Source organism: Streptomyces sp. MMS24-W38 (assembly GCF_059889265.1).
Map to the genome: position 1 here is coordinate 3,231,702 of NZ_JCBCPP010000001.1, position 20,975 is coordinate 3,252,676.

At 68.9% G+C, this 20,975-nt stretch carries 21 protein-coding genes; 9 read left to right on the top strand and 12 right to left on the bottom strand.

Features of this window, described 5'->3' with window-relative positions; all coding sequences use genetic code 11:
- Window positions 1-21: 21 nt before the first annotated feature.
- Complete coding sequence (locus AC6F7H_RS13510) at window positions 22-1,407, top strand: serine hydrolase domain-containing protein (protein ID WP_500757256.1); 1,386 nt, start codon at window positions 22-24, stop codon at window positions 1,405-1,407.
- 62 nt (window positions 1,408-1,469) lie between these two features.
- On the opposite strand, the gene AC6F7H_RS13515 is transcribed toward AC6F7H_RS13510, so the two are convergent.
- Both AC6F7H_RS13515 and AC6F7H_RS13520 read right to left on the bottom strand, forming a co-directional pair.
- The gene (locus AC6F7H_RS13515; protein ID WP_500757257.1) at window positions 1,470-1,922 is read right to left on the bottom strand and encodes a GNAT family N-acetyltransferase; all 453 of its coding nucleotides are present in this window, start codon (window positions 1,920-1,922) and stop codon (window positions 1,470-1,472) included.
- A 38-nt stretch (window positions 1,923-1,960) separates the two neighbouring features.
- Entirely contained in the window at window positions 1,961-2,431 is a 471-nt protein-coding gene (locus AC6F7H_RS13520; RefSeq protein WP_109376556.1) for a MarR family winged helix-turn-helix transcriptional regulator, read from the bottom strand.
- Between the two features lie 142 nt (window positions 2,432-2,573).
- Between AC6F7H_RS13520 and AC6F7H_RS13525 the strand changes: the two genes are divergently transcribed.
- Together AC6F7H_RS13525 and AC6F7H_RS13530 are read left to right on the top strand one after the other, a co-directional pair.
- Window positions 2,574-3,782, top strand: coding sequence for an MFS transporter (locus tag AC6F7H_RS13525; protein WP_500757258.1), 1,209 nt, complete (start codon window positions 2,574-2,576; stop codon window positions 3,780-3,782).
- A 134-nt stretch (window positions 3,783-3,916) separates the two neighbouring features.
- Window positions 3,917-4,339 (top strand): GlcG/HbpS family heme-binding protein, encoded by a 423-nt coding sequence (locus AC6F7H_RS13530; protein WP_500757259.1) that lies wholly within the window; start codon window positions 3,917-3,919, stop codon window positions 4,337-4,339.
- A 68-nt stretch (window positions 4,340-4,407) separates the two neighbouring features.
- On the opposite strand, the gene AC6F7H_RS13535 is transcribed toward AC6F7H_RS13530, so the two are convergent.
- From AC6F7H_RS13535 to AC6F7H_RS13560, 6 genes are all read right to left on the bottom strand, one after another.
- Entirely contained in the window at window positions 4,408-5,277 is an 870-nt protein-coding gene (locus tag AC6F7H_RS13535) for a GNAT family N-acetyltransferase (RefSeq protein ID WP_500757260.1), read from the bottom strand.
- A 95-nt stretch (window positions 5,278-5,372) separates the two neighbouring features.
- The gene (locus tag AC6F7H_RS13540; protein WP_361457264.1) at window positions 5,373-5,855 is read right to left on the bottom strand and encodes an NUDIX domain-containing protein; all 483 of its coding nucleotides are present in this window, start codon (window positions 5,853-5,855) and stop codon (window positions 5,373-5,375) included.
- Between the two features lie 88 nt (window positions 5,856-5,943).
- A complete protein-coding gene (locus AC6F7H_RS13545) occupies window positions 5,944-6,849 on the bottom strand; it encodes a LysR family transcriptional regulator (protein WP_500757261.1) in 906 nt (301 codons plus the stop codon).
- 223 nt (window positions 6,850-7,072) lie between these two features.
- Window positions 7,073-8,245, bottom strand: coding sequence for a cystathionine gamma-lyase (locus AC6F7H_RS13550; RefSeq protein ID WP_500757262.1), 1,173 nt, complete (start codon window positions 8,243-8,245; stop codon window positions 7,073-7,075).
- Window positions 8,242-8,733: a low molecular weight protein-tyrosine-phosphatase gene (locus tag AC6F7H_RS13555; RefSeq protein ID WP_500757263.1), complete on the bottom strand. Its 492-nt coding sequence runs from the start codon at window positions 8,731-8,733 to the stop codon at window positions 8,242-8,244. The genes AC6F7H_RS13550 and AC6F7H_RS13555 overlap by 4 nt, the downstream gene beginning before the upstream one ends.
- 5 nt (window positions 8,734-8,738) lie before the next feature.
- Window positions 8,739-9,116, bottom strand: coding sequence for a phage holin family protein (locus AC6F7H_RS13560; protein ID WP_500757264.1), 378 nt, complete (start codon window positions 9,114-9,116; stop codon window positions 8,739-8,741).
- A gap of 58 nt (window positions 9,117-9,174) precedes the next feature.
- On the opposite strand from AC6F7H_RS13560, the gene AC6F7H_RS13565 reads away from it, so the two are divergent.
- The 4 genes from AC6F7H_RS13565 to AC6F7H_RS13580 all read left to right on the top strand — a co-directional run bounded on the left by AC6F7H_RS13565 (window position 9,175) and on the right by AC6F7H_RS13580 (window position 11,415).
- Window positions 9,175-9,492: a cupin domain-containing protein gene (locus AC6F7H_RS13565; RefSeq protein WP_363038994.1), complete on the top strand. Its 318-nt coding sequence runs from the start codon at window positions 9,175-9,177 to the stop codon at window positions 9,490-9,492.
- A gap of 149 nt (window positions 9,493-9,641) precedes the next feature.
- On the top strand, window positions 9,642-9,854 hold the full coding sequence (locus tag AC6F7H_RS13570) for a DUF5326 family protein (RefSeq protein WP_500757265.1): 213 nt from the start codon (window positions 9,642-9,644) through the stop codon (window positions 9,852-9,854).
- A 314-nt stretch (window positions 9,855-10,168) separates the two neighbouring features.
- Complete coding sequence (locus tag AC6F7H_RS13575) at window positions 10,169-10,882, top strand: IclR family transcriptional regulator domain-containing protein (RefSeq protein WP_500761797.1); 714 nt, start codon at window positions 10,169-10,171, stop codon at window positions 10,880-10,882.
- Window positions 10,883-10,980: 98 nt separating this feature from the next.
- Window positions 10,981-11,415, top strand: coding sequence for an SsgA family sporulation/cell division regulator (locus AC6F7H_RS13580; protein WP_500757266.1), 435 nt, complete (start codon window positions 10,981-10,983; stop codon window positions 11,413-11,415).
- Between the two features lie 176 nt (window positions 11,416-11,591).
- Here AC6F7H_RS13580 and AC6F7H_RS13585 read toward each other — a convergent pair whose 3' ends face one another.
- Window positions 11,592-13,274 carry a YibE/F family protein gene (locus AC6F7H_RS13585; RefSeq protein ID WP_500757267.1) on the bottom strand — a complete coding sequence of 561 codons (1,683 nt, stop codon included), beginning with the start codon at window positions 13,272-13,274 and terminating at the stop codon, window positions 11,592-11,594.
- A 256-nt stretch (window positions 13,275-13,530) separates the two neighbouring features.
- Between AC6F7H_RS13585 and thiC the strand changes: the two genes are divergently transcribed.
- A complete protein-coding gene (gene thiC, locus AC6F7H_RS13590) occupies window positions 13,531-15,345 on the top strand; it encodes a phosphomethylpyrimidine synthase ThiC (RefSeq protein WP_500757268.1) in 1,815 nt (604 codons plus the stop codon).
- Window positions 15,346-15,440: 95 nt separating this feature from the next.
- Window positions 15,441-16,841 (top strand): VWA domain-containing protein, encoded by a 1,401-nt coding sequence (locus tag AC6F7H_RS13595; RefSeq protein WP_500757269.1) that lies wholly within the window; start codon window positions 15,441-15,443, stop codon window positions 16,839-16,841.
- 158 nt (window positions 16,842-16,999) lie between these two features.
- Here the strand turns inward: AC6F7H_RS13595 and AC6F7H_RS13600 are convergent, their stop codons facing one another.
- The 3 genes from AC6F7H_RS13600 to AC6F7H_RS13610 all read right to left on the bottom strand — a co-directional run bounded on the left by AC6F7H_RS13600 (window position 17,000) and on the right by AC6F7H_RS13610 (window position 20,588).
- Complete coding sequence (locus tag AC6F7H_RS13600) at window positions 17,000-17,869, bottom strand: hypothetical protein (RefSeq protein ID WP_500757270.1); 870 nt, start codon at window positions 17,867-17,869, stop codon at window positions 17,000-17,002.
- A 183-nt stretch (window positions 17,870-18,052) separates the two neighbouring features.
- Window positions 18,053-19,147 (bottom strand): metallophosphoesterase, encoded by a 1,095-nt coding sequence (locus AC6F7H_RS13605; RefSeq protein WP_500761799.1) that lies wholly within the window; start codon window positions 19,145-19,147, stop codon window positions 18,053-18,055.
- A 334-nt stretch (window positions 19,148-19,481) separates the two neighbouring features.
- On the bottom strand, window positions 19,482-20,588 hold the full coding sequence (locus tag AC6F7H_RS13610) for a LacI family DNA-binding transcriptional regulator (protein ID WP_500757271.1): 1,107 nt from the start codon (window positions 20,586-20,588) through the stop codon (window positions 19,482-19,484).
- Window positions 20,589-20,975: the final 387 nt, after the last annotated feature.

The following is a 20,975-nucleotide window of genomic DNA, read 5'->3' on the forward strand; positions in this document are numbered from 1 at the left end:
GATTCCTGCTGAACTGAGGGCATGACGACACCTCAGGAAGAACTGCTGGCCGGTACGCGTCGGGCGTTGTTGCGCCGGATCGCCGTCGCCCAGGCCGAAGAGCGGGCCCCGTCTCTCGTCGCGACCGTGGTGCGGGACGGAGAAGCGGTGTGGACGGGTGCGCGGACGTCGTTGGAAGGGCACGCGCCGGACGGGAACACGCAGTACCGGATCGGTTCCCTCACCAAGACCTTCACCGCCGTTCTGGTGCTCCGGCTGCGTGACGAGGGGGCGATCGACCTCGACGAGCCGTTGGAGAAGTACCTGCCGGGTACGGGCGCGGGAGAGGCGACCATCGCCGAACTGCTCGCGCACACCGGTGGTCTGGCGGCTGAGACACCGGGCCCCTGGTGGGAGCGCACTCCTGGCTCCCTGCGGCCCGACCTGGCCGACGTGCTGGGCGAGCACCCCCTGGTGCACCCGGTCGGCAGGCGGTTCCACTACTCGAACCCCGGATACGCGCTGCTCGGCGCGCTCGTGGAGAAGGTGCGCGGCGCTTCGTGGGAGGCCGTTCTCCGACGTGAAGTTCTCGAGCCCTTGAGTCTGCATCGGACAGCTGTGCTCCCGCAGGTGCCGTACGCGGATGGCTGGGCGGTGCATCCGTGGGCCGACGTGATGCAGCGTGAGCCCGCCGAGGACCTCGGACGGATGGCGCCCGCAGGGCAACTCTGGTCCACCACGAACGACTTGGCGCGCTTTGCCGCGTTTCTGGCCCGCGGTGACGAGCGGGTACTGGGTCTCGGGTCGTTGCGAGAGATGAGGAGGCCGGCGGCACCGGCGGAGGCGGCGGACGTGGCGAGTGGCTATGCGTACGGCCTGGGAATGGAGGTGCGTCACCGGGACGGGCGGGCCCTCATCGGGCACACCGGATCACTGCCGGGCTTCCTCGCCTGTCTTGTGATGAGCGTGGAGGACGACGTAGCCGCAGTGGTCCTGGCCAACTGCACGTCCGGACCCCTACTGTTCCCGGTCGCCGCCGATCTCGTTCGGATCGTTGCCGATGCGGAACCCCGTATCCCCGCGCCTTGGAGGCCGTTGCGGGAGGCGGACTCCGCTGTGCTGGAGCTGGTGGGGCAGTGGTACTGGGGGACGCTCGGCTTTGCCCTGCGGCTGTCGGCCGACGGACTGGTGTCGCTGGAGCCGCTGTCCGGTAAGGGCCGCAGCTCGAGTTTCCGATCGAACGGCGACGGCACCTGGACAGGGCTGGAGGGTTACTACGCCGGAGAGCTCCTGAAGCCCGTACGACGGCCGGACGGATCGGTGAGCCATCTGGACCTCGGGTCCTTCGTGTTCAGCCGTCGACCGTATGACGAGGAAGCTTTTGTGCCGGGCGGAGTGGATCCCGAGGGATGGCGGGGGGTCGGATAGGGCCCGATTGCACGGCAACTTGCCCAGGGGGCTGTTTCACGTGAAACAGCCCCTGCCTGCCTTCACAGTGTGAGCTTGAAACCCACGTGGGAAGCCGAGAAGCCGAGCCGCTCGTAGAAGCGGTGGGCGTCGGTGCGGGTGTTGTCGGAGGTCAGCTGGACCAACTGGCAGCCCTGGCGGCGGGACTCGTCGATGGCCCACTCGATGAGCCGGGTCCCGAGGCCGCTGCCGCGCTCGTCGCCGTGGATGCGGACGCCTTCGATGATCGACCTCGTGGAACCGCGCCGGGACAGCCCGGGGACGATCGTGAGTTGGAGCGTGCCGACGACACGGCCCTGGCGGACCGCGACGACCAGATGCTGGTTCGGATCGGCACTGAGCCGCTCCAGAGCGGCCAGGTACGGGCGGTGGTCGTCCGGCGACTCACGCTGTGCGCCCAGGGGGTCGTCCGCAAGCATGTCGACGATCGCCGGGATGTCATCGGTGGCCGCGGGGCGTATCTCAAGATCTCCCATGACCGCACCCTACGCAGACATGTGCCGAGGCGGTTGCCTCATGCAGGTACCGATACCGATGTCTTCAGTGTCTCCACTGCGCGGACCAGCGGGGCCAGATCGGGGTTCTTCGCAGCCGCGTCGAGAGCCTCGCGCAGCGCTGAGTCATTGGTCGGCCGTGCCTTCTCCAGAAGCAGGAGACCGGCCTGCGTGACATTGGTGTAGATGCCGCGCCGGTCCGTGGGGCACAGGTAGCGCTCCAGCAGGCCGCGGTTCTCGAGCCGGGTGACCAGGCGGGTGGTGGCGCTCTGGCTGAGTACGACCGCGTCGGCCACCTGCTTCATCTGGAGATGCCCCCCGACGCCGTCGTGCTGTCGGCTCAGGACGTCCAGCAGGGAGTACTCCCGCACGCTCAGATCGTGCTGAGCCTGGAGAGCCCGCTCGATATGGGCCTCGATTCTCCCGTGCAGCAGCGAGAGCGCGCACCAGCCCTGAGTGAGGGCGGTCAGTGCGGGGTCCGTGGCGGTCATGGGCGTTCCCTCCGTTCAGGAGCTGCTGAGGCCAGGGTAGAGCAAGAACGAAATAGACCGCGCTTGCAAGTAACCCGCGTGTGCAACTATTGTCTTTGCCTGTAAGGCGCTTGTGCAATCAGTTGAAAGGTCTGTTTCCCTCATGCCTCTCGCGCTCCTTGCCCTCGCGATCGGGGCTTTCGGGATCGGAACGACGGAGTTCGTGATCATGGGTTTGCTGCCCGAGGTCGCAGGTGACTTCGGCGTCTCCATTCCCATCGCCGGCCATCTGGTGACCGGCTACGCCCTGGGTGTCATGTTCGGTGCCCCGCTGATGACCGTGCTCGGCACCAAGGTCTCCCGCAAGCGGATGCTGATGCTGCTGATGGGCCTTTTCATCGCCGGGAACCTGCTCTCGGCTCTGGCCCCCGTCTTCGGCGCCATGCTGCTCGGGCGGGTGATCGCCTCGCTGGCCCACGGTGCCTTCTTCGGTATCGGCTCCGTGGTCGCGGCCGACCTGGTCGCCTCCGACAAGAAGGCCGGGGCCATCGCCATGATGTTCACCGGACTGACCGTCGCCAATGTCGTCGGTGTTCCCCTGGGCACTCTCGTCGGCCAGTCCGCCGGCTGGCGCGTCACGTTCGGGATCGTCGCCGCGCTCGGTGCCGTCGGTCTGGTCGGCATCGCCAAGCTCGTTCCCGACCTTCCCCGGCCAGAGGGCGTACGGCTGCGTGACGAACTGGCCGCGTTCAAGAACGTCCAGGTCCTGCTGGCCATGGCGATGACCGTCCTGGGCTTCGGCGGTGTCTTCGCGGCCATCACCTACATCGCGCCGATGATGACGCACGTCGCCGGCTTCGCCGACGGATCCGTCACCTGGCTGCTGGTCCTCTTCGGCCTCGGCATGGTCGGGGGCAACCTCATCGGCGGCAAGTACGCGGATCGCGCCCTGATGCCCATGCTGTACGTGTCCCTGGGCGCTCTCGCCGTCGTCCTGGCGCTCTTCACGCTGACCGCGCACCACAAGATCCTGGCGGCCGTCACGATCGTCCTGATCGGCGGCCTGGGCTTCGCCACCGTCCCGCCCCTGCAGAAGCGGGTTCTCGACCAGGCTCACGGCGCTCCCACCCTGGCTTCGGCCATGAACATCGGCGCCTTCAACCTCGGCAACGCCCTGGCCGCATGGCTCGGTGGTCTCGTGATCGCGGCAGGGCTCGGTTACACCGCTCCCAACTGGGTCGGCGCCGCCCTTGCGGCGGGTGCCCTGGTGCTGGCCTTCGTGTCCGCCGCCCTCGACCACCGGGACAAGGCCTCCAGCACCAGGAGCGCGGGTTCGGCGCCCACCGCACGGCGGACCTCGGTCCCCCACTGATCTGAACGCCGGTGAGAACAAGCCCGGGGCCGTCCTCGCCCCGTCTTCGGCCACCACCGGCCGACTCCCTCACCACGACCACCGACGTCACCGCTGCCACCCGGCATCGCCCTTACACCAAGGAGTACTTGCTCATGAGCACCACCACCGCTGTCGCCCCGCTCACCACCGCCGACGCCGAAGCCCTGGTCACGGCCGCACACCAGGCGGCCGAGGTTGCCGGGGTCACGGTCAGCGTGACCGTCCTGGACGCAGGAGGGCATCTGCTCGCTTTCCGGCGGGACGACCGCGCCGTGCTGATCTCCGGTGAGACCAGCACCCGCAAGGCATACACCGCACTTCAGCTGGACGCGCCCACCGCGGACCTCGTCGAGGTCGTGCAGCCGGGAGGGCTCTTCCACACCCTGCCCACCGCACTGGACCGACCGCTGCTGTTCATCGCCGGTGGTGTGCCCGTCCGGCGCGGTGGCCGTCTGATCGGCGCGGTCGGCGTCGGCGGCGGTGCGCCGGAGCAGGACCACTCCTTCGCCACGGCTGCCGTGGACGCCCTCGTCTGACGGGCGGTCCCCACACAGCACGCCGGTTCCCGAAACCTTCGGGAACCGGCGTCGTCGTGTCCGGAGCCTCAGCCGGCCGCGACCGTCACGGGGGCGAACCTTCGGGTCCAGTCCCCGGGCATCTCCGTGATTCCGTACGTCATGACCGCGTTGAAGGCGATGGACGCCAGACCATGGTCCCTCGCCCAGGCCAGAAGCTCTCCATGCCGTACATCGATGTCCGTCCGCAGCGGCCGGTCGGTGTGAGCGGCGAGAGAAGCGAGGAGCGCCATGGCTGTAGGGGTGTCGCGGGCGATCAGCGGGCCCACGACATGGGTGTCCATATTGGGCCATGCGGCCGCGTAACCGATGATCCGGCCGTCCTCCTCGGCCACGCGCACCTGGTCGGCGAATGAGGGCAGCCGGGTGACGATGTGCGTACGGTCCGCCCCGAACACCTCCTTGTCGAGCCGGAGGAGGGCGGGCAGGTCCGCGGCGGTGGCGGTGCGGGTGAAGATCCCTGACACATCTGCCCCGTTCGGGACGAAGTGCCCGCGGAGCATCTCCGCCCGGCCGGTGACCTTGAAGCCGAGCTCCTCGTAGAGGGGGAGGCCGTTCGGTGTCGCGTGCAGTGTCAGGGGCGTGGCGCTCATCGCCGACATGACGTGGCGCATCAGGCGGCGTCCGATGCCCTGGCGGGCATGCCGTTCGGCGACCAGAACCATACCGATGGCCCCGAGCGCGGGATGCTCCTGAGGGCCGTACTCGGTGACGACACAGGCGGTGCCCAGACCGCCGTCGGGATCGTCGATCCCATAGCCCTTCCCCGCGGAGAGAAGGAGCCCCCACTTGTGCTCTTCACGCGGCCACCCGCGATCCTCGGACAGGTCGGCGCAGGCCGAGAGATCGCGGGGGGTGAGGCGACGGATGGGCAGAGAAGCAAGGGAGGATGTCGGCACGCAGGCCAGGCTGTCGGACAGAGGCTGTTGGTGTCCACCTGTTTCCGAGAGCTCCGGGATGCCCACGAGCCGGTGTCCTTCGCGTGATGCCCGCGTCATCCCAGGTCGGGAGCGTGCATGGCGCGTACGCCCTCGATGTTGCCGTCCAGGTAGTGCCGTAGTGACAACGGGACGAGATGGACGGAGGCGATGCCCACGCGGGTGAACGGCACGCGGACGATCTGGTACTCGCCGGTGGGCTCGTCGACCTCCGGGCCGTGTCGCAACGACGGATCCATGGACTCCAGACGGCACACGAAGAAATGCTGCACCTTCACACCGGTGGCTCCACCGTCCTCGCCGATGTGCTCCACCGTGTCGACGAAGCAGGGCACCACGTCGGTGATCTTGGCGCCGAGTTCCTCGTACACCTCTCGGTGCAGAGCGTCGACGACGGTCGGGTCCCCCGGCTCGACTCCTCCACCAGGGGTGACCCAGTAGGGATCCACGCCGGGCTTGGTTCGCTTGATCAGGATCAAGTGGTCACCGTCCAGCAGGACGGCACGGGCGGTGCGCTTGACCACGGGGCGGACGGTCATGGAGGAAATGTGGCCCAGCTTGTTCCACGTGAAACATCGCGACACGCCCCCGGCCGGTTTTCCCGGATGAGCCCGCGCGGCCGAAGGATCAGCACCAGTCGGCGGCTGTCTGCTGCAACCACTCATGAGCGCGCGCGACATGCGGCATCGCCAGCGTGCCGTTTCGGACCACCAGGAAGTACGTGCGCAGCGGTGGCACGGCGGGCTCGTGCAGCGCGATCACCTCTCCGCGTTCGAGTGCGGCCGTACACAGGTACCGGGGCAGTACGGCCAGCCCGGCACCCGCGGCGACGCAGGCCAGCACCGCGCGTAGATCCGGAACGATGACGGTGCCCGGGGTGGTAGGGCGGGAATCGAAGACAGAGACCCAGTAGCGGGAGACGAGGGGCAGTGACTCGTGCACCTCGATCACCGGGATCTGTCCCAGCGCGGACCCCTCGGTGGGGCGGAGCCTGTCGGAGCCGGCTTGCCGAGCCCAGCGGGGCGCGGCGACCAGGACGTGTTCCTCGTCGCAGAGCGCGGTCGCCGAGAGCAGCGTGCCACGCGGCCGGACCGTGCTGATGGCCAGATCATGTCGCCCCGCGGCCAGCCCTTCCAGTGTCTCCTCGGCGGTCCCGAAGGAGGTGCGTAAGGCGAAGCTGTGGCCGTTCTCGCGAGCCAGCGCAGTGAGCGCGGGCACCGCCCGCTCGGCAGTGAACTCGAGAGGCCCTGCCAGGTGCAGTGTCCGCGAGGAGGAGTCCTCTTCGAGTCCGGTCTCGGTGATCTCCACCAGAGCGTCGAGATGCGGCGCTGCTTTGTGGGCGAGTTCGTCCCCGATGGTCGTCGGTGTCACACCGCGGGCCTGCCGCAGGAACAGGGGTCGACCCAGCTGCCGTTCCAGGGTCCGTATCTGTGAGGTCACGGCCGGCTGGGAGAGGCCGAGCAGGGCGGCGGCCCGGGTGAAGGAGCCGGCTCGGTGCACGGTCACGAAGGTCCGCAACAAGGCCAGGTCCACAGCAAGCCCTCCTCTTCGCCAGCCCCGTTGCCACCTTGGCCCAACTATAAATATGTCGATAGGTCGCTGTCGCTACGGTGATTGGACACTGACACTGAGTCAACTAGCCTTGGTCGCGCGGTTCTTCGCGCGCAGAACCGAGGGCGGTCCGAGCCACGAGGGGGGAGGCTCGGACCGCCCGTCGTCCGGAGCAGGACGCCTGTCACCTGCCCGGACGGCTCGGTCAGGCGGCCGCTTCGTCCAGTGCGTGCAGCACGTCCGCCACCAGGTCGGCCGGATCCTCGGCTCCGACGGAGAAACGGACGAAGCCCTCCGGAACCGCGTCCCCGCCCCAGCGGCCGCGTCGCTCGGCCGTGGACCGCACGCCGCCGAAGCTGGTCGCGGCGTCCACGAGCCGCAGCGCCTCGAGGAAGCGGTCCGCACGCGTGCGTGTGGGCAGCGTGAAGGACACCACGCACCCAAAGCGCCGCATCTGCTGCGAGGCGACCCGGTGCGAGGGGTCGTCCGGCAGCCCCGGATAGCGCAGCCCCGTCACCTCGGGCCGTTCCCGCAGGGCCTGGGCGAGCGCCAGGGCGGTGGCGTTCTGCCGGTCGACCCGCAACTGGAGTGTGGCGATCGAGCGGTGCGCGAGCCATGCCTCCATGGGGCCGGGGATGGCGCCGACGATCTTGCGCCAGCGGCGCACGGCGGCCATCGCCTCGGCGTCGCGGCCGACGACGTACCCCAGGAGGATGTCCCCGTGGCCGGTGAGCTGTTTGGTTCCGCTGGCCACGGCGAAGTCGGCACCGAGCTCCAGCGGACGCTGGCCGAGCGGTGTCGCGAGGGTGTTGTCGACGGCGACCAGCGCGCCGCGCGCGTGTGCTGCTTCCGCGAGTCGCCGCACGTCGCACACGTCGAGCCCAGGGTTCGACGGCGTCTCGATCCACAGCAGCCGCGCGCCGTCGAGGACGGCGAGCTGGGCGTCGCCGCCGGTCGGTGCGGTACGCACCTCGATGCCGTACTCCTCCAGTTGGGTGCGCACCAGGGGCAGCACCTGATAGCCGTCGTTCGGCAGGACGACCGTGTCCCCGGTGCGCAGCTGCGAGAAGAGCACCGAGGAGATCGCGGCCATGCCCGAGGCGAACACCAGGGTCTCGGCGCCGTCCTGCCCCGGGGCCTCCAGATCCCCGATGGCCTGCTCCAGCAGCGTCCAGGTGGGGTTCTCGTCCCGGCCGTAGGTGTAGGGGCCGGTAGGGTCGCCGGGCAGGTGGAAATGGGCGGCGAAGACGGGGCCGGGCAGGGTCGGTTCGTGCTTGACCGGCTCGGGCAGTCCGGCCCGCACCGCGCGTGTGCCGTCACCGAGGAAGGGCCGCCTCGGGTCCGTCCCGTAGCCGCCGTCCGTCGTGGGATCGCTCATGCCGCTCGTCCTTCCGTCTGCTCGCGTACCGCAGTGAGCAGCCCGGTACTCGCTGCCTCCACCATCTCAAGACATGCGACGAAGCCGTCCGCACCTCCGTAGTACGGGTCCGGTACGTCGAGATCGTCGCCCGCCCCGGGGTCGTACGAGCGCAGCAGGCGCACCTTGTCCGCGTCCTGTGGAGTGGGTGCCAGGCGGCGCAGTGCTTCGAGGTGGCCCGTGTCGAGCGCGACGACGAGATCGAGACGGGCGAACCACGACGGGTCGAACCGCCGGGCCGTATGGCCCGCGGCGTAGCCGTTCTCCTCCAGGACGGCCACCGCGCGGGGATCGGCACCGTCGCCCTCGTGCCAGCCGTGGGTGCCGGCGCTGTCCACCTCGACCGTGCCGTCGAGGCCGGCCTCCACGACACGCGCGCGGAAGACGGACTCGGCCATCGGGGAGCGGCAGATATTGCCGGTGCAGACGAAACAGACGCGGTACGTCATGGTGCTCAGTCCCCGTCGGGCAGAACGACGTTGAGGGCCCAGGAGACGACCGAGATGATCAGACCGCCCAGCACTGCCGTCCAGAAGCCCTCCACATGGAAGCTCAGATCGAACTGGCCGGCCAGCCAGGAGGTGAGCATCAGCATCAGCGCGTTCACCACCAGTGTGAACAACCCGAGCGTCAGGATGAGCAACGGGAGGCTCAGGAGCTGCACGATCGGCTTGACCAGGAAGTTCACCACGCCGAAGATCAACGCGACGAGTATGAGGGTGCCGATCTCCTTGCCCGTGCTGTCACCTGTGAGGGTGATCTTGTCGATCAGCCACACCGCCACCGCGAGGGCGGCGGCGTTGGCGATCGTCTTGACTACGAAATTCTTCATGTGTCTGATCGTGGCAGACAGGACCGGACATGAGCAGTGAGGCAGGGGCGGACAGGCTATGAAGGCATTCCGGCTGGACGAACTGGAGGCCGAACGCGCCGCCAACGAGGGCGCGTACCTTCAGTTCCTGCGGGAGCGGAACATGTCGGTCGGCCTGTACGCCCTGGACGCGGGCGGGCAGGATCCACAGCAGCCGCACAACCAGGACGAGGTGTACTTCGTCGTCAGCGGCAGGGCGGCGATCACCGTCGGCATGGAGACCACGCAGGTGGCACGCGGCAGCGTGGTGTACGTGCCGGCGGGGGTCGCGCACAAGTTCCACCACATCAGTGAGGACCTGCGGGTCCTGGTGGTGTTCTCTCCCCCCGAGAGCTGAGCCGCGGTCTCGGGGTTCCCTAGGGGACCGGTCAGGGGAGGACAAGGGATCCGAGGCCCCCGGTGGGGCTCCTGGCGACCTAGCATCGAGTGCAGGACATCATTCACGCGACCCGGAACGAGACGGGCGGAGAGGTAAGGACGAAGGCGATGCGAGAGATCTTCACGGGAATGCCGTGGTGGGTGAAGTGGATCGCGGTGCCGGTCATCGCCCTGGTCGTGTTCGGGGGGCTGATAGCGAGTGTGGTCGGCTTCGTGATCGCCCTGCTCTTCAAGGTGCTGGTCTTCGCTGCCCTGGTCGGCGGAGTCATCTATGTCGTACGGAAGTTCACGTCGAGTTCGTCGTCGCGCGGCGACTGGTGAGCCCCACGGGGAGCCGGTGAAGCGGTAACGGGCGACACCGGTTCCCTCTGGCGGGGGAAGTTTCCTGGACGGGCCGTCCGCGTGCGGTGACAGACGGTTAGAGTCCGGAACGCCATGCGGGGACAATCCCCGCGAACGGCGTACACCCCCACCCGTGTTCCCCCGCACGGGCTGCCCCCTCGCTTCGGGAGTGACCCTTGGCCACGGCTGACACCGTCACCGCACATCTGCCTGCTGTTCCCTGCCAGCCCCGTGCGCGGGCGGTCTCCGAGCCGGCGCCCACCGCTACCCTCATCGGCTCCGTGCAGCGCGCGATGCGCCTGCTGGAATCCGTCGCCGGGCATGAGTACGGAGCCCCGGCCAAACAGTTGGCCCGCGAGACCGGACTGGCCCTTCCCACGACGTACCACCTGCTGCGCACCCTTGTGCACGAGGGCTATCTGCGCCGTGACAAAGGGCTGTTCTTCCTCGGCGACGCAGCCGAGAGGCTGAGCAGCAGCGGGGCCCCGCAGAAACGTCGCAGCACGGTCGTCGACGCGCTCACGCGGTGGCGTGACGCGATCGGGGCTCCCGTGTACTACGCGGTGTACCGCGAGGGCGAGATCGACCTCGTGTGCGTCTCCGACACTCCCGGCAATCCCGCGGTCCAGGAATGGGCGGACTTCCGGGCGACCGGTCACGCGCACGCCATCGGGCAGTGCCTGCTCTCCCAGCTCGACGAGGCCGCCCGCCGCGACCATCTCGACCGCTTCCCCGTGCAACCCGTCACGCCGTACACCGTGCGCGACGCACATGGTCTTCTCCGACGCCTGGAGCGGACCCGGCGCATGGAACCGGTGATCGAGCGCCAGGAATACGCCCTGGGCACGGTGTGCGCGGCCATCCCGATCACGGCCGGCACCACGGCTGCGACGATCGCCATCTCCCTGCCCGCGCATCAGGCCCACCGGCTGCTCCCCGCCGCGCAACAACTGCAGACGGAAGTGGGCCGTCTGCTCGGGCCATTGGGGCTCGCTATCACTATCTGAAAACTCACTCCTTGTGATTCACCGTGTACGTTGAGCAAGATTCACCCAGTGTCAGGGGTCCATTCCCGGCTGGTCCGCGGCTAATGACGGGGTAGGCGATGCGCGAGTCCGTACAGGCAGAGGTCATGATGAGCTTTCTCGTGTCGGAGGAGTTGTCCTTCCGCATCCCGGTGGAGCTTCGCTATGACACCTGTGATCCCTACGCCGTGCGGCTGACCTTCCATCTTCCCGGTGACGCGCCTGTGACCTGGGTGTTCGGCAGAGAGCTGCTGATCGACGGCGTCGGCAGACCATGCGGCGAGGGCGACGTGCGGGTGTCACCGGTCGAGCCCGACGCGCTGGGCGAGGTGCTGATCCGGCTTCAGGTCGGTGGCGACCACGCGCTGTTCCGTTCGTCGACGGCGCCGCTCGTGGCCTTTCTCGACCGCACCGACAAGCTGGTGCCGCTGGGCCAGGAGGGAGCGCTCGCCGACTTCGACGCCCATCTCGACGACGCACTGGACCGCATCCTGGCGGAGCAGGGGGCCGGGTAAAGGGTTCCGCCACTCGGACAGCCGGTGGCGGAACCGTTCATCGCGTTCCGCCACATCGGTGCAGGAACGCTTTTGCGCCGGTGGACGAGCCACCCCGGTGGGCCGGTCGCCCGGAGGCGGGGTCGCAGCCGGTCATGTGTCGGCAGCAGGCTCTCCGGCGCCGCGCCGTAACGGGGTCACCTCTTCCGGCGCCTGCCCCTCCCGCCCCGCGCCGGAACCGCCCGGACGCTCTCCTCGGGTGTCTGCGCCGCCGCACGGTCGGCCGAGACCACCAGGGCGGCCAGAGCCGTGGTGACCGGCACCGCGGCCACCAGACCGATCGAGCCGACCAGCGTACGCACGATCTCCTCCGCGACCAGCTCGCTGTTGGCGACCGTCCCCACACTGCTCTGCGCGATGGAGAACAGCAGCAGCAACGGCAACGCGGCGCCCGCGTAGGCGAGAACGAGAGTGTTGACCACGGACGCGATGTGATCGCGGCCGATACGGATGCCCGCGCGGTACAGCCCCCGCCAGCCCATCGACGGGTTGGCCTCGTGCAGTTCCCAGACGGCCGATGTCTGGGTGACCGTCACATCGTCGAGCACACCGAGCGACCCGATGATGACGCCGGCCAGCAACAGACCGCTCATGTCGATCTCGGGGTACAGGCCGTGGATCAGTCCGGTGTTGTCGTCGGTGTTGCCGGTCAGCACGGCCCAGTCGATGAAGACCGAGCCCAGAATGCCGATCAGCAGCAGCGAGACCAGAGTGCCCAGCACCGCCACGGATGTGCGCGCCGACAGTCCGTGACAGAGATACAGGGCCTGCAGCATGATGGCGCTCGCCCCCACCACCGCCACGACCAGTGGGTTCGATCCCTGCAGAATGGCGGGCAGGATGAAGAAGTTCAGCACCAGGAAGCTGACCGCCAGCGCGATCAGTGCCATCATGCCGCGCAGCCGCCCGACGGCCACGACGGCGACCGCGAAGATACCGGCGAGCAGGGCCAAGGGGAGACGCCGGTTCACGTCGGCGACCGAGTACTGCAGGTCCTTCGGAGCGGAAGGTTCGTAGGCGACCACGACCTCCTGACCCTCGCTCAGCTGACGGGACTGGTCCGGCTGCACGATCTCGGTGAACGTGCGGCCCTGGTCCTTGCCGCTGTCGACCCGGATCGTCGCTCTCTTGCACGTGCCGTCCGCCTGCTGTTGCGCGGAGGAGCCCTCGGCCGTCGAGGTGTCGCCGGTCGGGACGCCCCCGGAAGCGTTGACGGAGGAACAGCTCACCTCGACCACCTTGGTGACCGTGGCCTCATGCGTCTGCCGGTCGAAACCGACGCCGGTGCGCTCATGCCCCGGTGCGCCGCCCGGCCACAGCACGACGAGGCCGACCAGCACCGCCGCGGTGAACGGGATGAGGACCGCCGCGATGACCTTGCGCAGGTGCTTCGAGACGGGGGCCGCGGGGCCGTGACTGTGACTGTGCCCGTGCCCGTGCGAGTGGCCGTGTCCGCCGCCGGAGTCCGGACCGTGCTCGTGTCCGTCGTCGCCCGGAGGGGGGCCACCGTGGCCGCCGCTGTGGCCGTCCCCGTCCGGGCCACGGCCGTGGTGGCCGCCGCCCGGCTCCGGGCCCCGGCCGTGACCTTGACCCCGCGCTTGTCCCGCCCCCTGCCCCCGCCGCCCCTGCTCCTGGCTCGGGTGGTCGGCTCCGGGCCCGCGCCCGAACCAGTCTCCGGAACCGGGGCCGCCTCCCCGGCCGTCGCCACGGCCCATGCCGTTGCCGACCGCGGGCCCTCTGTCACGGCCGCCGCCGTTTCGGTCGCCGGAGCCGAGGGGCGGTTCGGGCGGTGGGTACGGGGGATGTTGCGTCGAGGTCACCGCCCGATCATCGCAAGAACAACGAGGGCCCTCTGTTCACCGCGCCAGAATTGACGCTAGCGTGGGGGGCACCTTTTGTACACGCGGGAGCTCGGAGCACCGGGCTGAGAGGGCGCTGACCTCCGTCCCAGCGACGTTTCACATGAAACATCACTGCTGTCCGAGTGATGTTCCCCACGGAACGCCGACCGACGGAAACCGCTGCGTCGACCGCTGAACCTGTTACCGGGTAATGCCGGCGTAGGGAGTAGGTCTCATGACCAACAAGGACGCGCGCACGCCTGCCTCCACGCAGAACCCGACGGAGACGTCGGAGCAGGAGAAGGCCGGGAAGTCCATCGGATGGCACAAGGCGTACGTCGAGGGCACGCGCCCCGGTCTACGGGTGCCGGTCCGTCAGGTGCACCTCACCAACGGCCAGTCGGTCACGCTGTACGACACATCGGGCCCGTACACCGACCCCCTGGTCGATACCGATGTACGCAGGGGGCTCGCACCGCTGCGGGAGAACTGGATCATCGCGCGCGGTGACACCGAGGAGTACGCGGGCCGTCCCGTCCGTCCCGAGGACGACGGGATCAAGCACACCTCGCCGCGCGGCGGCCTGCGCAACCTCGACGCGGTGTTCCCGGGCCGGCCCCGTCAGTCGCGCCGCGGCCGCGTGGGCGGGACGGTCACGCAGCTGGCGTACGCACGCCGCGGCGAGATCACACCCGAGATGGAGTACGTGGCCATCCGGGAGAACGTGTTGCCGGAGGTCGTGCGTGAGGAGATCGCGGCGGGCCGCGCGGTGCTGCCCGCCAACGTCAACCATCCGGAGACCGAGCCGATGATCATCGGCAAGCGGTTCCTGGTGAAGGTCAACGCCAACATCGGGAACTCCGCGGTGACCTCCTCCATCGAGGAGGAGGTGGAGAAGATGACCTGGGCGACCCGCTGGGGCGCCGACACGGTCATGGACCTGTCCACCGGCCGCAACATCCACACCACCCGGGAGTGGGTGCTGCGCAATTCCCCCGTCCCCATCGGCACCGTGCCGCTCTACCAGGCGCTGGAGAAGGTCGACGGCAGGGCCGAGGAGCTGACCTGGGAGATCTACAAGGACACGGTCGTCGAGCAGGCCGAGCAGGGCGTGGACTACATGACGGTTCATGCGGGCGTACGGCTGGCGTACGTGCCGCTGACCGCCAACCGCAAGACGGGCATCGTCTCGCGCGGTGGCTCGATCATGGCGGCGTGGTGTCTGGCGCACCACAAGGAGTCGTTCCTGTACGAGAACTTCGAGGAACTCTGCGAGATCCTCGCGACCTACGACGTCACGTACTCGCTCGGCGACGGGCTCCGGCCGGGGTCGATCGCGGACGCCAACGACCAGGCCCAGTTCGCTGAGTTGCGCACACTCGGGGAACTCAACCGGATCGCGAAGCGTTTGAATGTGCAGACCATGATCGAGGGGCCGGGGCATGTCCCGATGCACAAGATCAAGGAGAACATCGACCTTCAGCAGGAGATCTGCGATGAAGCCCCGTTCTACACGCTCGGCCCGCTGACGACGGACGTCGCGCCCGCGTACGACCACATCACCTCCGGTATCGGTGCCGCGATGATCGCCTGGTGGGGTACCGCCATGCTCTGTTACGTCACACCCAAGGAGCATCTCGGCCTGCCCAACCGTGATGACGTCAAGACCGGCGTCATCACCTACAAGATCGCTGCCCATGCCGCTGACCTGGCCAAGGGACATCCGGGTGCGCAGGAGTGGGACGACGCGCTGTCCGACGCGCGCTTCGAGTTCCGTTGGGAGGACCAGTTCAACCTCGCCCTCGACCCGGACACGGCACGGGAGTTCCACGACGAGACCCTTCCGGCAGAGCCCGCCAAGACCGCGCACTTCTGCTCGATGTGCGGGCCGAAGTTCTGTTCCATGAAGATCAGCCAGAGCATCACGGAGCGGTTCGGCGGTGCCTCGCCAAAGGGCGCCTCGGCCGAGGAGATCGCCGAGGGGATGCTGCAGAAGTCGAAGGAGTTCGCGGAGGCGGGCAACCGCGTGTACCTGCCGCTGACGGACTGAACTGACTGAATCGAACTGGTTGAACGGGCGAGGGGCGGGTCGCTCGGGCCCGCCCCTCTCGCCGCTCATGGGGACGGATCGGCAGACTGTATGCCATGACAGCGCAATCAATGAGCAAGGGGTCCAACCTTCCCGTCGATGCCCCGGTGGTGCGCGTCGAGCTTGCTTGGACCGCCGGGGCCGGTATGCCCGACATCGACGCGTCGGCTCTCCTGCTCACGGCGACCGGACGGGTGCGGGACGACGGCGATTTCGTCTTCTACAACCAGCCGCGGCACGCCTCCAACGCTGTGACACACCGGGGAAAGCGGAGCACCGTCGGTACCGCGACCGACACGGTGGAGGTCGACCTGCGCCTGCTGGAACCGGCCGTCGAGCGGATCGCGCTGTGCGCGTCGTCCGACGGCGGGACCTTCGGCCAGGTCCCGGGGTTGGTGCTCAGGCTGCTCGACGCCGGGGCGGAGACCGAAATCGCCCGGTTCGACATGGTGGCCGACACGGAGACCGCGTTCATCGGTGGCGAGCTGTACCGGCGCCAGGGGAAGTGGAAGTTCCGCGCGGTGGGCCAGGGGTACGCCTCCGGGCTCGCGGGGCTGGCCACTGACTTCGGTATCACCGTGGACGACGCTCCCCCGGCGGCCCCTGCCGCCGTGCCTCCGGTCGTCGCGTCCCCCGTCACGCCTGCCGTCTCCGCTCCGGTGCCTCCGGTCCCGGCCGTTCCCCCAGCCGCTCCGCTCCTCACCAAGGGAGAGGAGCGGCTGCCCGTGGACATGCGCAAGCGGCTGTCGCTGCGCAAGGAGCAGGTTGCCGTCAGCCTGCGCAAGCACGGGGCCGCCGAGGTCACCGCGCGCGTCATCCTCGTACTGGACGCCTCCGGCTCCATGGCACCCCAGTATTCCAAGGGAGTCGTGGCGGACGTCGTCGAGCGCATGGCCGCGGTCGCCGCGCAGTTGGACGACGACGGCGAGATGCAGGCCTGGACGTTCGCCTCGCATCCGGCACGGCTGCCGGACCTGCGGCTGGGCGAGCTGCCCGACTGGCTCCGGCTGCACGTGCGGGTGGGGGAGATGAGCCTCTTCCGGCGCGGGCGGAAGAAGGGCCTGGACCCGAGCCAGGTCGACATGCGGGAGGTCGGCATCCAGAACGAGGAACAGAAGGTCATCGCCGAGGTCCGCTCGTTCGTCGGGAGCAATCCCGCGGCGGCCCCGACGCTCGTGCTGTTCTTCTCCGACGGCGGGGTCTACCGGAACACCGAGATCGAGCGTGAACTCCGCGAAGCGGTGGAGGAACCCGTCTTCTGGCAGTTCGTGGGGCTCGGACGGTCGAACTACGGCGTGCTGGAACGATTCGACACGCTGCCCGGACGCCGCGTCGACAACGTCGGGTTCTTCGCCGTCGACGACATCAGCACCGTGCCGGACCCGGAGTTGTACGACCGTCTGCTGTCCGAGTTCCCGCTGTGGATCACATCTGCGAGCCGGGCGGGCATTCTATGACCAGGGGCATGATCTGACCCGGGCATGATCTGACCCAGGCATGGCTTGACCCGTGCGCCCGGCACACACCCCCCTCGCGGAGCCTCTCGAGAGGGCTCCGCCGGTGAGGGAGTGCCGGCCGACGACTACGGACCCGGGCCGATACTTCGGCCGTTCGACTACTCGGGCTGGTGTTCCGGCCCCCCGAAGTCCGGGCTGCTGTAGTCCGGACTCGAGTAGCTCGGCCGCGGGCCGCGGCTCGGGCCTTCCCCGGGGCTGGTGAATCCCGGCCGGTGGTAGCCGAGGTTCGGGATACGGCCGGTCGGTTCGGACGGTGCCGCGTAGCGCAGTGCGGCTGCCGTGCCGGGATCGGTGAGGGTGTCTCGCAGGAACGGCATGATCCCCCGCTCCAGCAGTGCCTCGTGCCAGGCATCCCTGGCCAGGGCCAATTCCTTGTCGACTTCCACGTACGGCCCGCTCCGGGCCGAGGGCTTGTTGCGCAGCGCGGTGAGGAGCAGGCCCACAGCGGCGACCAGGATGGCGACCGCGGTCACGGCGCCGAACGTCCAGCCCGTGGTGAGCATGGTCCGGGCGAAGGCCGCGCTGAGGTCGAGCACGCGCAGGAGGTAGCCGACGAGCAGGAAGAGCACGGCCGCCGTTCCGGCCAGGACGGGTGCCAGAACGGCGATGACGGCGACCGCACCCGCGCCGGCGGTCTCGGTGACCTCCCCCATGGCGGCGGCGAGCCCCGCTGTGCCGGGTTCCGGCTCGGAGGAGCCCGACTCGCGCACGGCCGGGGTGGCCGACGCCGGTGGCCGGCGCAGTTCCTCGCGGACCTTGATGTAGTGCTGGTACTCGGTCGCCGCGGCCGCCGTGATGACCGCGGTGGCATTGAGCGCCATGGTGCGCAGTTGTTCGGAGTTGAGCCGCTGACCGACAGCGGTCAGTTCCGGGCGGTGTGGTGCGGAGCGCAGCGCCTCGTCGAGAATCCGCTCGTATTCCTGGCGGTCCTCGGTCAACAGGTGCTGCGGAACGCTGTTCATGTGCATCCCCCGATGCTCCGTAGGGCTTGTGGCTCGGCATGCTGACGAGCCGCTGGGCAGAAACGGAGGGGAGCCTGCTACGGATAAGCCGATGGTAGAGCGCTGACGGTGCGCCGTGACAGGGGGTTTACCGAAATTGGCCGTTGTCCGGTGCGGTCCCGGGCCGGTGACGCCTGGCCCGGGATCCGCTCACTCGGCGAGTGGCAGCTTCTGGACCAGCAGTTTTCCGGCCATCGTCACGCCGCCGTCCATCGCGATGGCCAGTCCCTCGGCGTAGACGTGCGGACCCTCGACAACGGGACCGCTGTCGTCCCCGCCGTCCTCGGAGCCGACTTCGCCCAGCAGGTACGGAATGGGGCTGTGGCCGTGAACGACCCGGGTGCCACCGTACGTATTCAGCAGGGAGCGCACCGCTTCGGCGCCGCCCTCGTCGCGGAAGGAGAACCGCTTGGTGAACTTGCGGAACAGGTCCCAGACCTCGTCGGCGTCGTTGCGGGTGATCGTCTCGCGGACGGTGTCGTTGACCTCTTCGATGGAGTGGCCGTAGTCGAGGTAGGCGGTGGTGTCGGAATGCAGCAGGAGGTGGTCGTCGACGGCCTCGACGGCGTCCAGGCGGGCCATCCACTGCAGGTGGTGGTCCTGGAGCCGGTCCATGTCGGTCTTCTGCCCGCCGTTGAGGAGCCAGGCCGCTTGGAAGGTGGCGGTGCCCGCGCCGGATTTGACGGGGGTGTCACCGAACCGCTTGGCGCCGAGCAGCAGCAGTTCGTGATTGCCCATCAGGGCCTTGCAGTAGCCGCCGGCCGCGGCGGCCTCGGCGGAGAGCCGCATCACGAGATCGATGACGCCGATGCCGTCCGGTCCCCGGTCGGTGAAGTCGCCGAGGAACCACAGCCGTGCGGGGCCGGCGCACCACTGGCCCGCGGAGTCGATGAGGCCCTGCTCCTGGAGGGCGGCGACCAATTCGTCGAGGTACCCGTGGACGTCACCGACCACGTACAGCGGGCCGGGCCCGGTGGGGGGCTGTGGGACGGAGACGGACGCGGGGTCGACGATCACCTGCACAGTGTCACCCCGATTGATGACCGGAAGGTCCCGACGCGTGGGTGTGTATCCCTCCGGGAGGCTCTCCGAGGGCGGCGGGGCCGCCGCGTCGCCGGGGTGCATGCTGTGGGCGTACGGACCGGTCTCGTGGATGTACGCGGGCACCCGGAAGTCGCGCACCGTCGGTGTGCGCTCCACCCCGGGTCCCTGACCGGCCCCCTGAGTCATCGACCCCTCCACCATCAAGCCGCAACTGCACCGCGTCGGACTGCCTGGTCGCAGCGGCCCGCGGTGTCGTGGGCCCATCATAGGAACGCGGATCGTGCCATGTGATGACCCAGGGGTGGTGAATCGGAGCAAGACTCCAGCCCGCCGCGGCTTTCGCCCCATTTGGTCGGTGATTCGCCCGCAGTGCGGTCACCCGGCCGCGCCGACTCCTCCTGGGACCGCGTACGTCCGTCTTGGGACAGTCGGCACACTTCCGTGAGCAGCGGCTCCCGGAGGGGGAGTCGTCCCTTCCCCCCTCCGGGAGCCGGGCCCGGTCGTCCTTTCCGGGGGCCTGCGGTTTTTCTGCCGGTCAGGCCGGCGACCGCGGCGGGCTGACCGTCGTGCGTGGTGGTCGGCGCTGCGACGAGGTGCGCACGATCAGCTCGGTGGGTATCACCTGCGCCACCGTGTGTTCCGGATCGACCCCTTCGATGGCGTCGATGAGCAGCTGGACCACCGCCGTGCCGATGCGCCGTGGTTTGAGCGAGAGTGTGGTGACGGGCGGCTCGGTGTTGGCGTAGACGGTGGACTCGCTGCAGCAGACGAGCAGCAGGTCCTCCGGGACGCGCAGGCCGTAGCGGCGCGCGGCGGCGAGCAGATCGGTGCCGTTGGGATCGAACAGGCCGTAGACGGCGTCGGGGCGGTCGGGGCGGGCGAGCAGCCGGTCGGCGGCGACGGCGCCGGCGCACGGATCGTGTGCCGGATAGGACTCGTACACCGGGTCCTGGCCGACGCGCTCGCACCAGTGCAGATACGCGGTGGTCGACAGGTGGGTGTAGGTGTCGGTCGTGGTCCCGGTCAGCAGGCCGATGCGGCGGGCGCCCGCGGCGGCCAGGTGGTTGAGGATGCCGAGGACTGCGGCCTCGTGGTCGTTGTCCACCCAGGCCGTGACCGGGAGCGAACCGGCCGGACGGCCGTCGGAGACCACCGGTAAACCTTGCCGGACCAGTTCACTGACGACCGGATCCTGGTCCGAGGGATCGATGACGACCGTGCCGTCCAGAGCGACGTTGGACCACACGTCGTGTCGGGAGGTCGCGGGGAGGATCACGAGGGCATAGCCGCGGGCGAGCGCGGCGGAGGTGGCGGCACGCGCCATCTCGGCGAAGTACGCGAACTCGGTGAAGGTGAAAGGTTCTTCCCCGTATGTCGTCACGGTCAGGCCGATGAGTCCCGACTTGCCGGTACGGAGCGTGCGGGCGGCGGCCGAGGGCCGGTAGCCCAGTCTGTCGGCGACCTCGCGGACGTGGCGCCGGGTGGCGTCCGGGAGCCTGCCCTTGCCGTTGAGGGCATCGGAGACGGTCGTGATGGAGACTCCGGCGGCGGCGGCCACGTCCCTGATGCCCGCTCGACCCGGCTTGCTGCCTCGGCGTGAGGTTTCCGCGCGGCTCACCTGGTGCTTCCCTGCTGCTGTCATGGCGAGCCGATAGTAGGGCTCATGCGGTGGGGTAGGGCGGACGCATATGCATGCGTTGACAGGCACGTTTCTGCATGATCATTAAAGGGTAAGTTCCTTGCAAAGCAAGGATGTTGAATGCTCCCATGCCAAGATCTGGCGTGTCGGCCCATGCGGGCCTGCTGAGGGGGCGATGTTGCGAAGAGGTCTCAACTCACCTGCACGGGGGATGCGCGCCACGGCGCGAGCCACCGGCGCGTAGATATATGTGCGGCGCGCCCCCCGGCTCGGACGCCCTTTGTGCACCTTCACACAGTGATGCCCCTGTTGCTGAAGGGGCGGATGACACGGAGGCATTTCTGTTGCCGCTGTACGCGCCCACGCAGCGGCGTCTCCCCGTAACGGCTT

Excerpts from the sequence above, each read along its gene's own strand:
- AC6F7H_RS13565 (WP_363038994.1), top strand. The coding sequence starts at position 9,175 with ATGAAGGCATTCCGGCTGGACGAACTGGAGGCCGAACGCGCCGCCAAC.
- AC6F7H_RS13530 (WP_500757259.1), top strand. The coding sequence starts at position 3,917 with ATGAGCACCACCACCGCTGTCGCCCCGCTCACCACCGCCGACGCCGAA.
- thiC (WP_500757268.1), top strand. The coding sequence starts at position 13,531 with ATGACCAACAAGGACGCGCGCACGCCTGCCTCCACGCAGAACCCGACG.
- AC6F7H_RS13510 (WP_500757256.1), top strand. The coding sequence starts at position 22 with ATGACGACACCTCAGGAAGAACTGCTGGCCGGTACGCGTCGGGCGTTG.
- AC6F7H_RS13570 (WP_500757265.1), top strand. The coding sequence starts at position 9,642 with ATGCGAGAGATCTTCACGGGAATGCCGTGGTGGGTGAAGTGGATCGCG.
- AC6F7H_RS13540 (WP_361457264.1), bottom strand. The coding sequence starts at position 5,855 with ATGACCGTCCGCCCCGTGGTCAAGCGCACCGCCCGTGCCGTCCTGCTG.
- AC6F7H_RS13550 (WP_500757262.1), bottom strand. The coding sequence starts at position 8,245 with ATGAGCGATCCCACGACGGACGGCGGCTACGGGACGGACCCGAGGCGG.
- AC6F7H_RS13600 (WP_500757270.1), bottom strand. The coding sequence starts at position 17,869 with ATGCACATGAACAGCGTTCCGCAGCACCTGTTGACCGAGGACCGCCAG.
- AC6F7H_RS13515 (WP_500757257.1), bottom strand. The coding sequence starts at position 1,922 with ATGGGAGATCTTGAGATACGCCCCGCGGCCACCGATGACATCCCGGCG.
- AC6F7H_RS13605 (WP_500761799.1), bottom strand. The coding sequence starts at position 19,147 with ATGGTGGAGGGGTCGATGACTCAGGGGGCCGGTCAGGGACCCGGGGTG.
- AC6F7H_RS13595 (WP_500757269.1), top strand. The coding sequence starts at position 15,441 with ATGACAGCGCAATCAATGAGCAAGGGGTCCAACCTTCCCGTCGATGCC.
- AC6F7H_RS13560 (WP_500757264.1), bottom strand. The coding sequence starts at position 9,116 with ATGAAGAATTTCGTAGTCAAGACGATCGCCAACGCCGCCGCCCTCGCG.
- AC6F7H_RS13525 (WP_500757258.1), top strand. The coding sequence starts at position 2,574 with ATGCCTCTCGCGCTCCTTGCCCTCGCGATCGGGGCTTTCGGGATCGGA.
- AC6F7H_RS13555 (WP_500757263.1), bottom strand. The coding sequence starts at position 8,733 with ATGACGTACCGCGTCTGTTTCGTCTGCACCGGCAATATCTGCCGCTCC.
- AC6F7H_RS13520 (WP_109376556.1), bottom strand. The coding sequence starts at position 2,431 with ATGACCGCCACGGACCCCGCACTGACCGCCCTCACTCAGGGCTGGTGC.
- AC6F7H_RS13610 (WP_500757271.1), bottom strand. The coding sequence starts at position 20,588 with ATGACAGCAGCAGGGAAGCACCAGGTGAGCCGCGCGGAAACCTCACGC.
- AC6F7H_RS13580 (WP_500757266.1), top strand. The coding sequence starts at position 10,981 with ATGCGCGAGTCCGTACAGGCAGAGGTCATGATGAGCTTTCTCGTGTCG.
- AC6F7H_RS13575 (WP_500761797.1), top strand. The coding sequence starts at position 10,169 with ATGCGCCTGCTGGAATCCGTCGCCGGGCATGAGTACGGAGCCCCGGCC.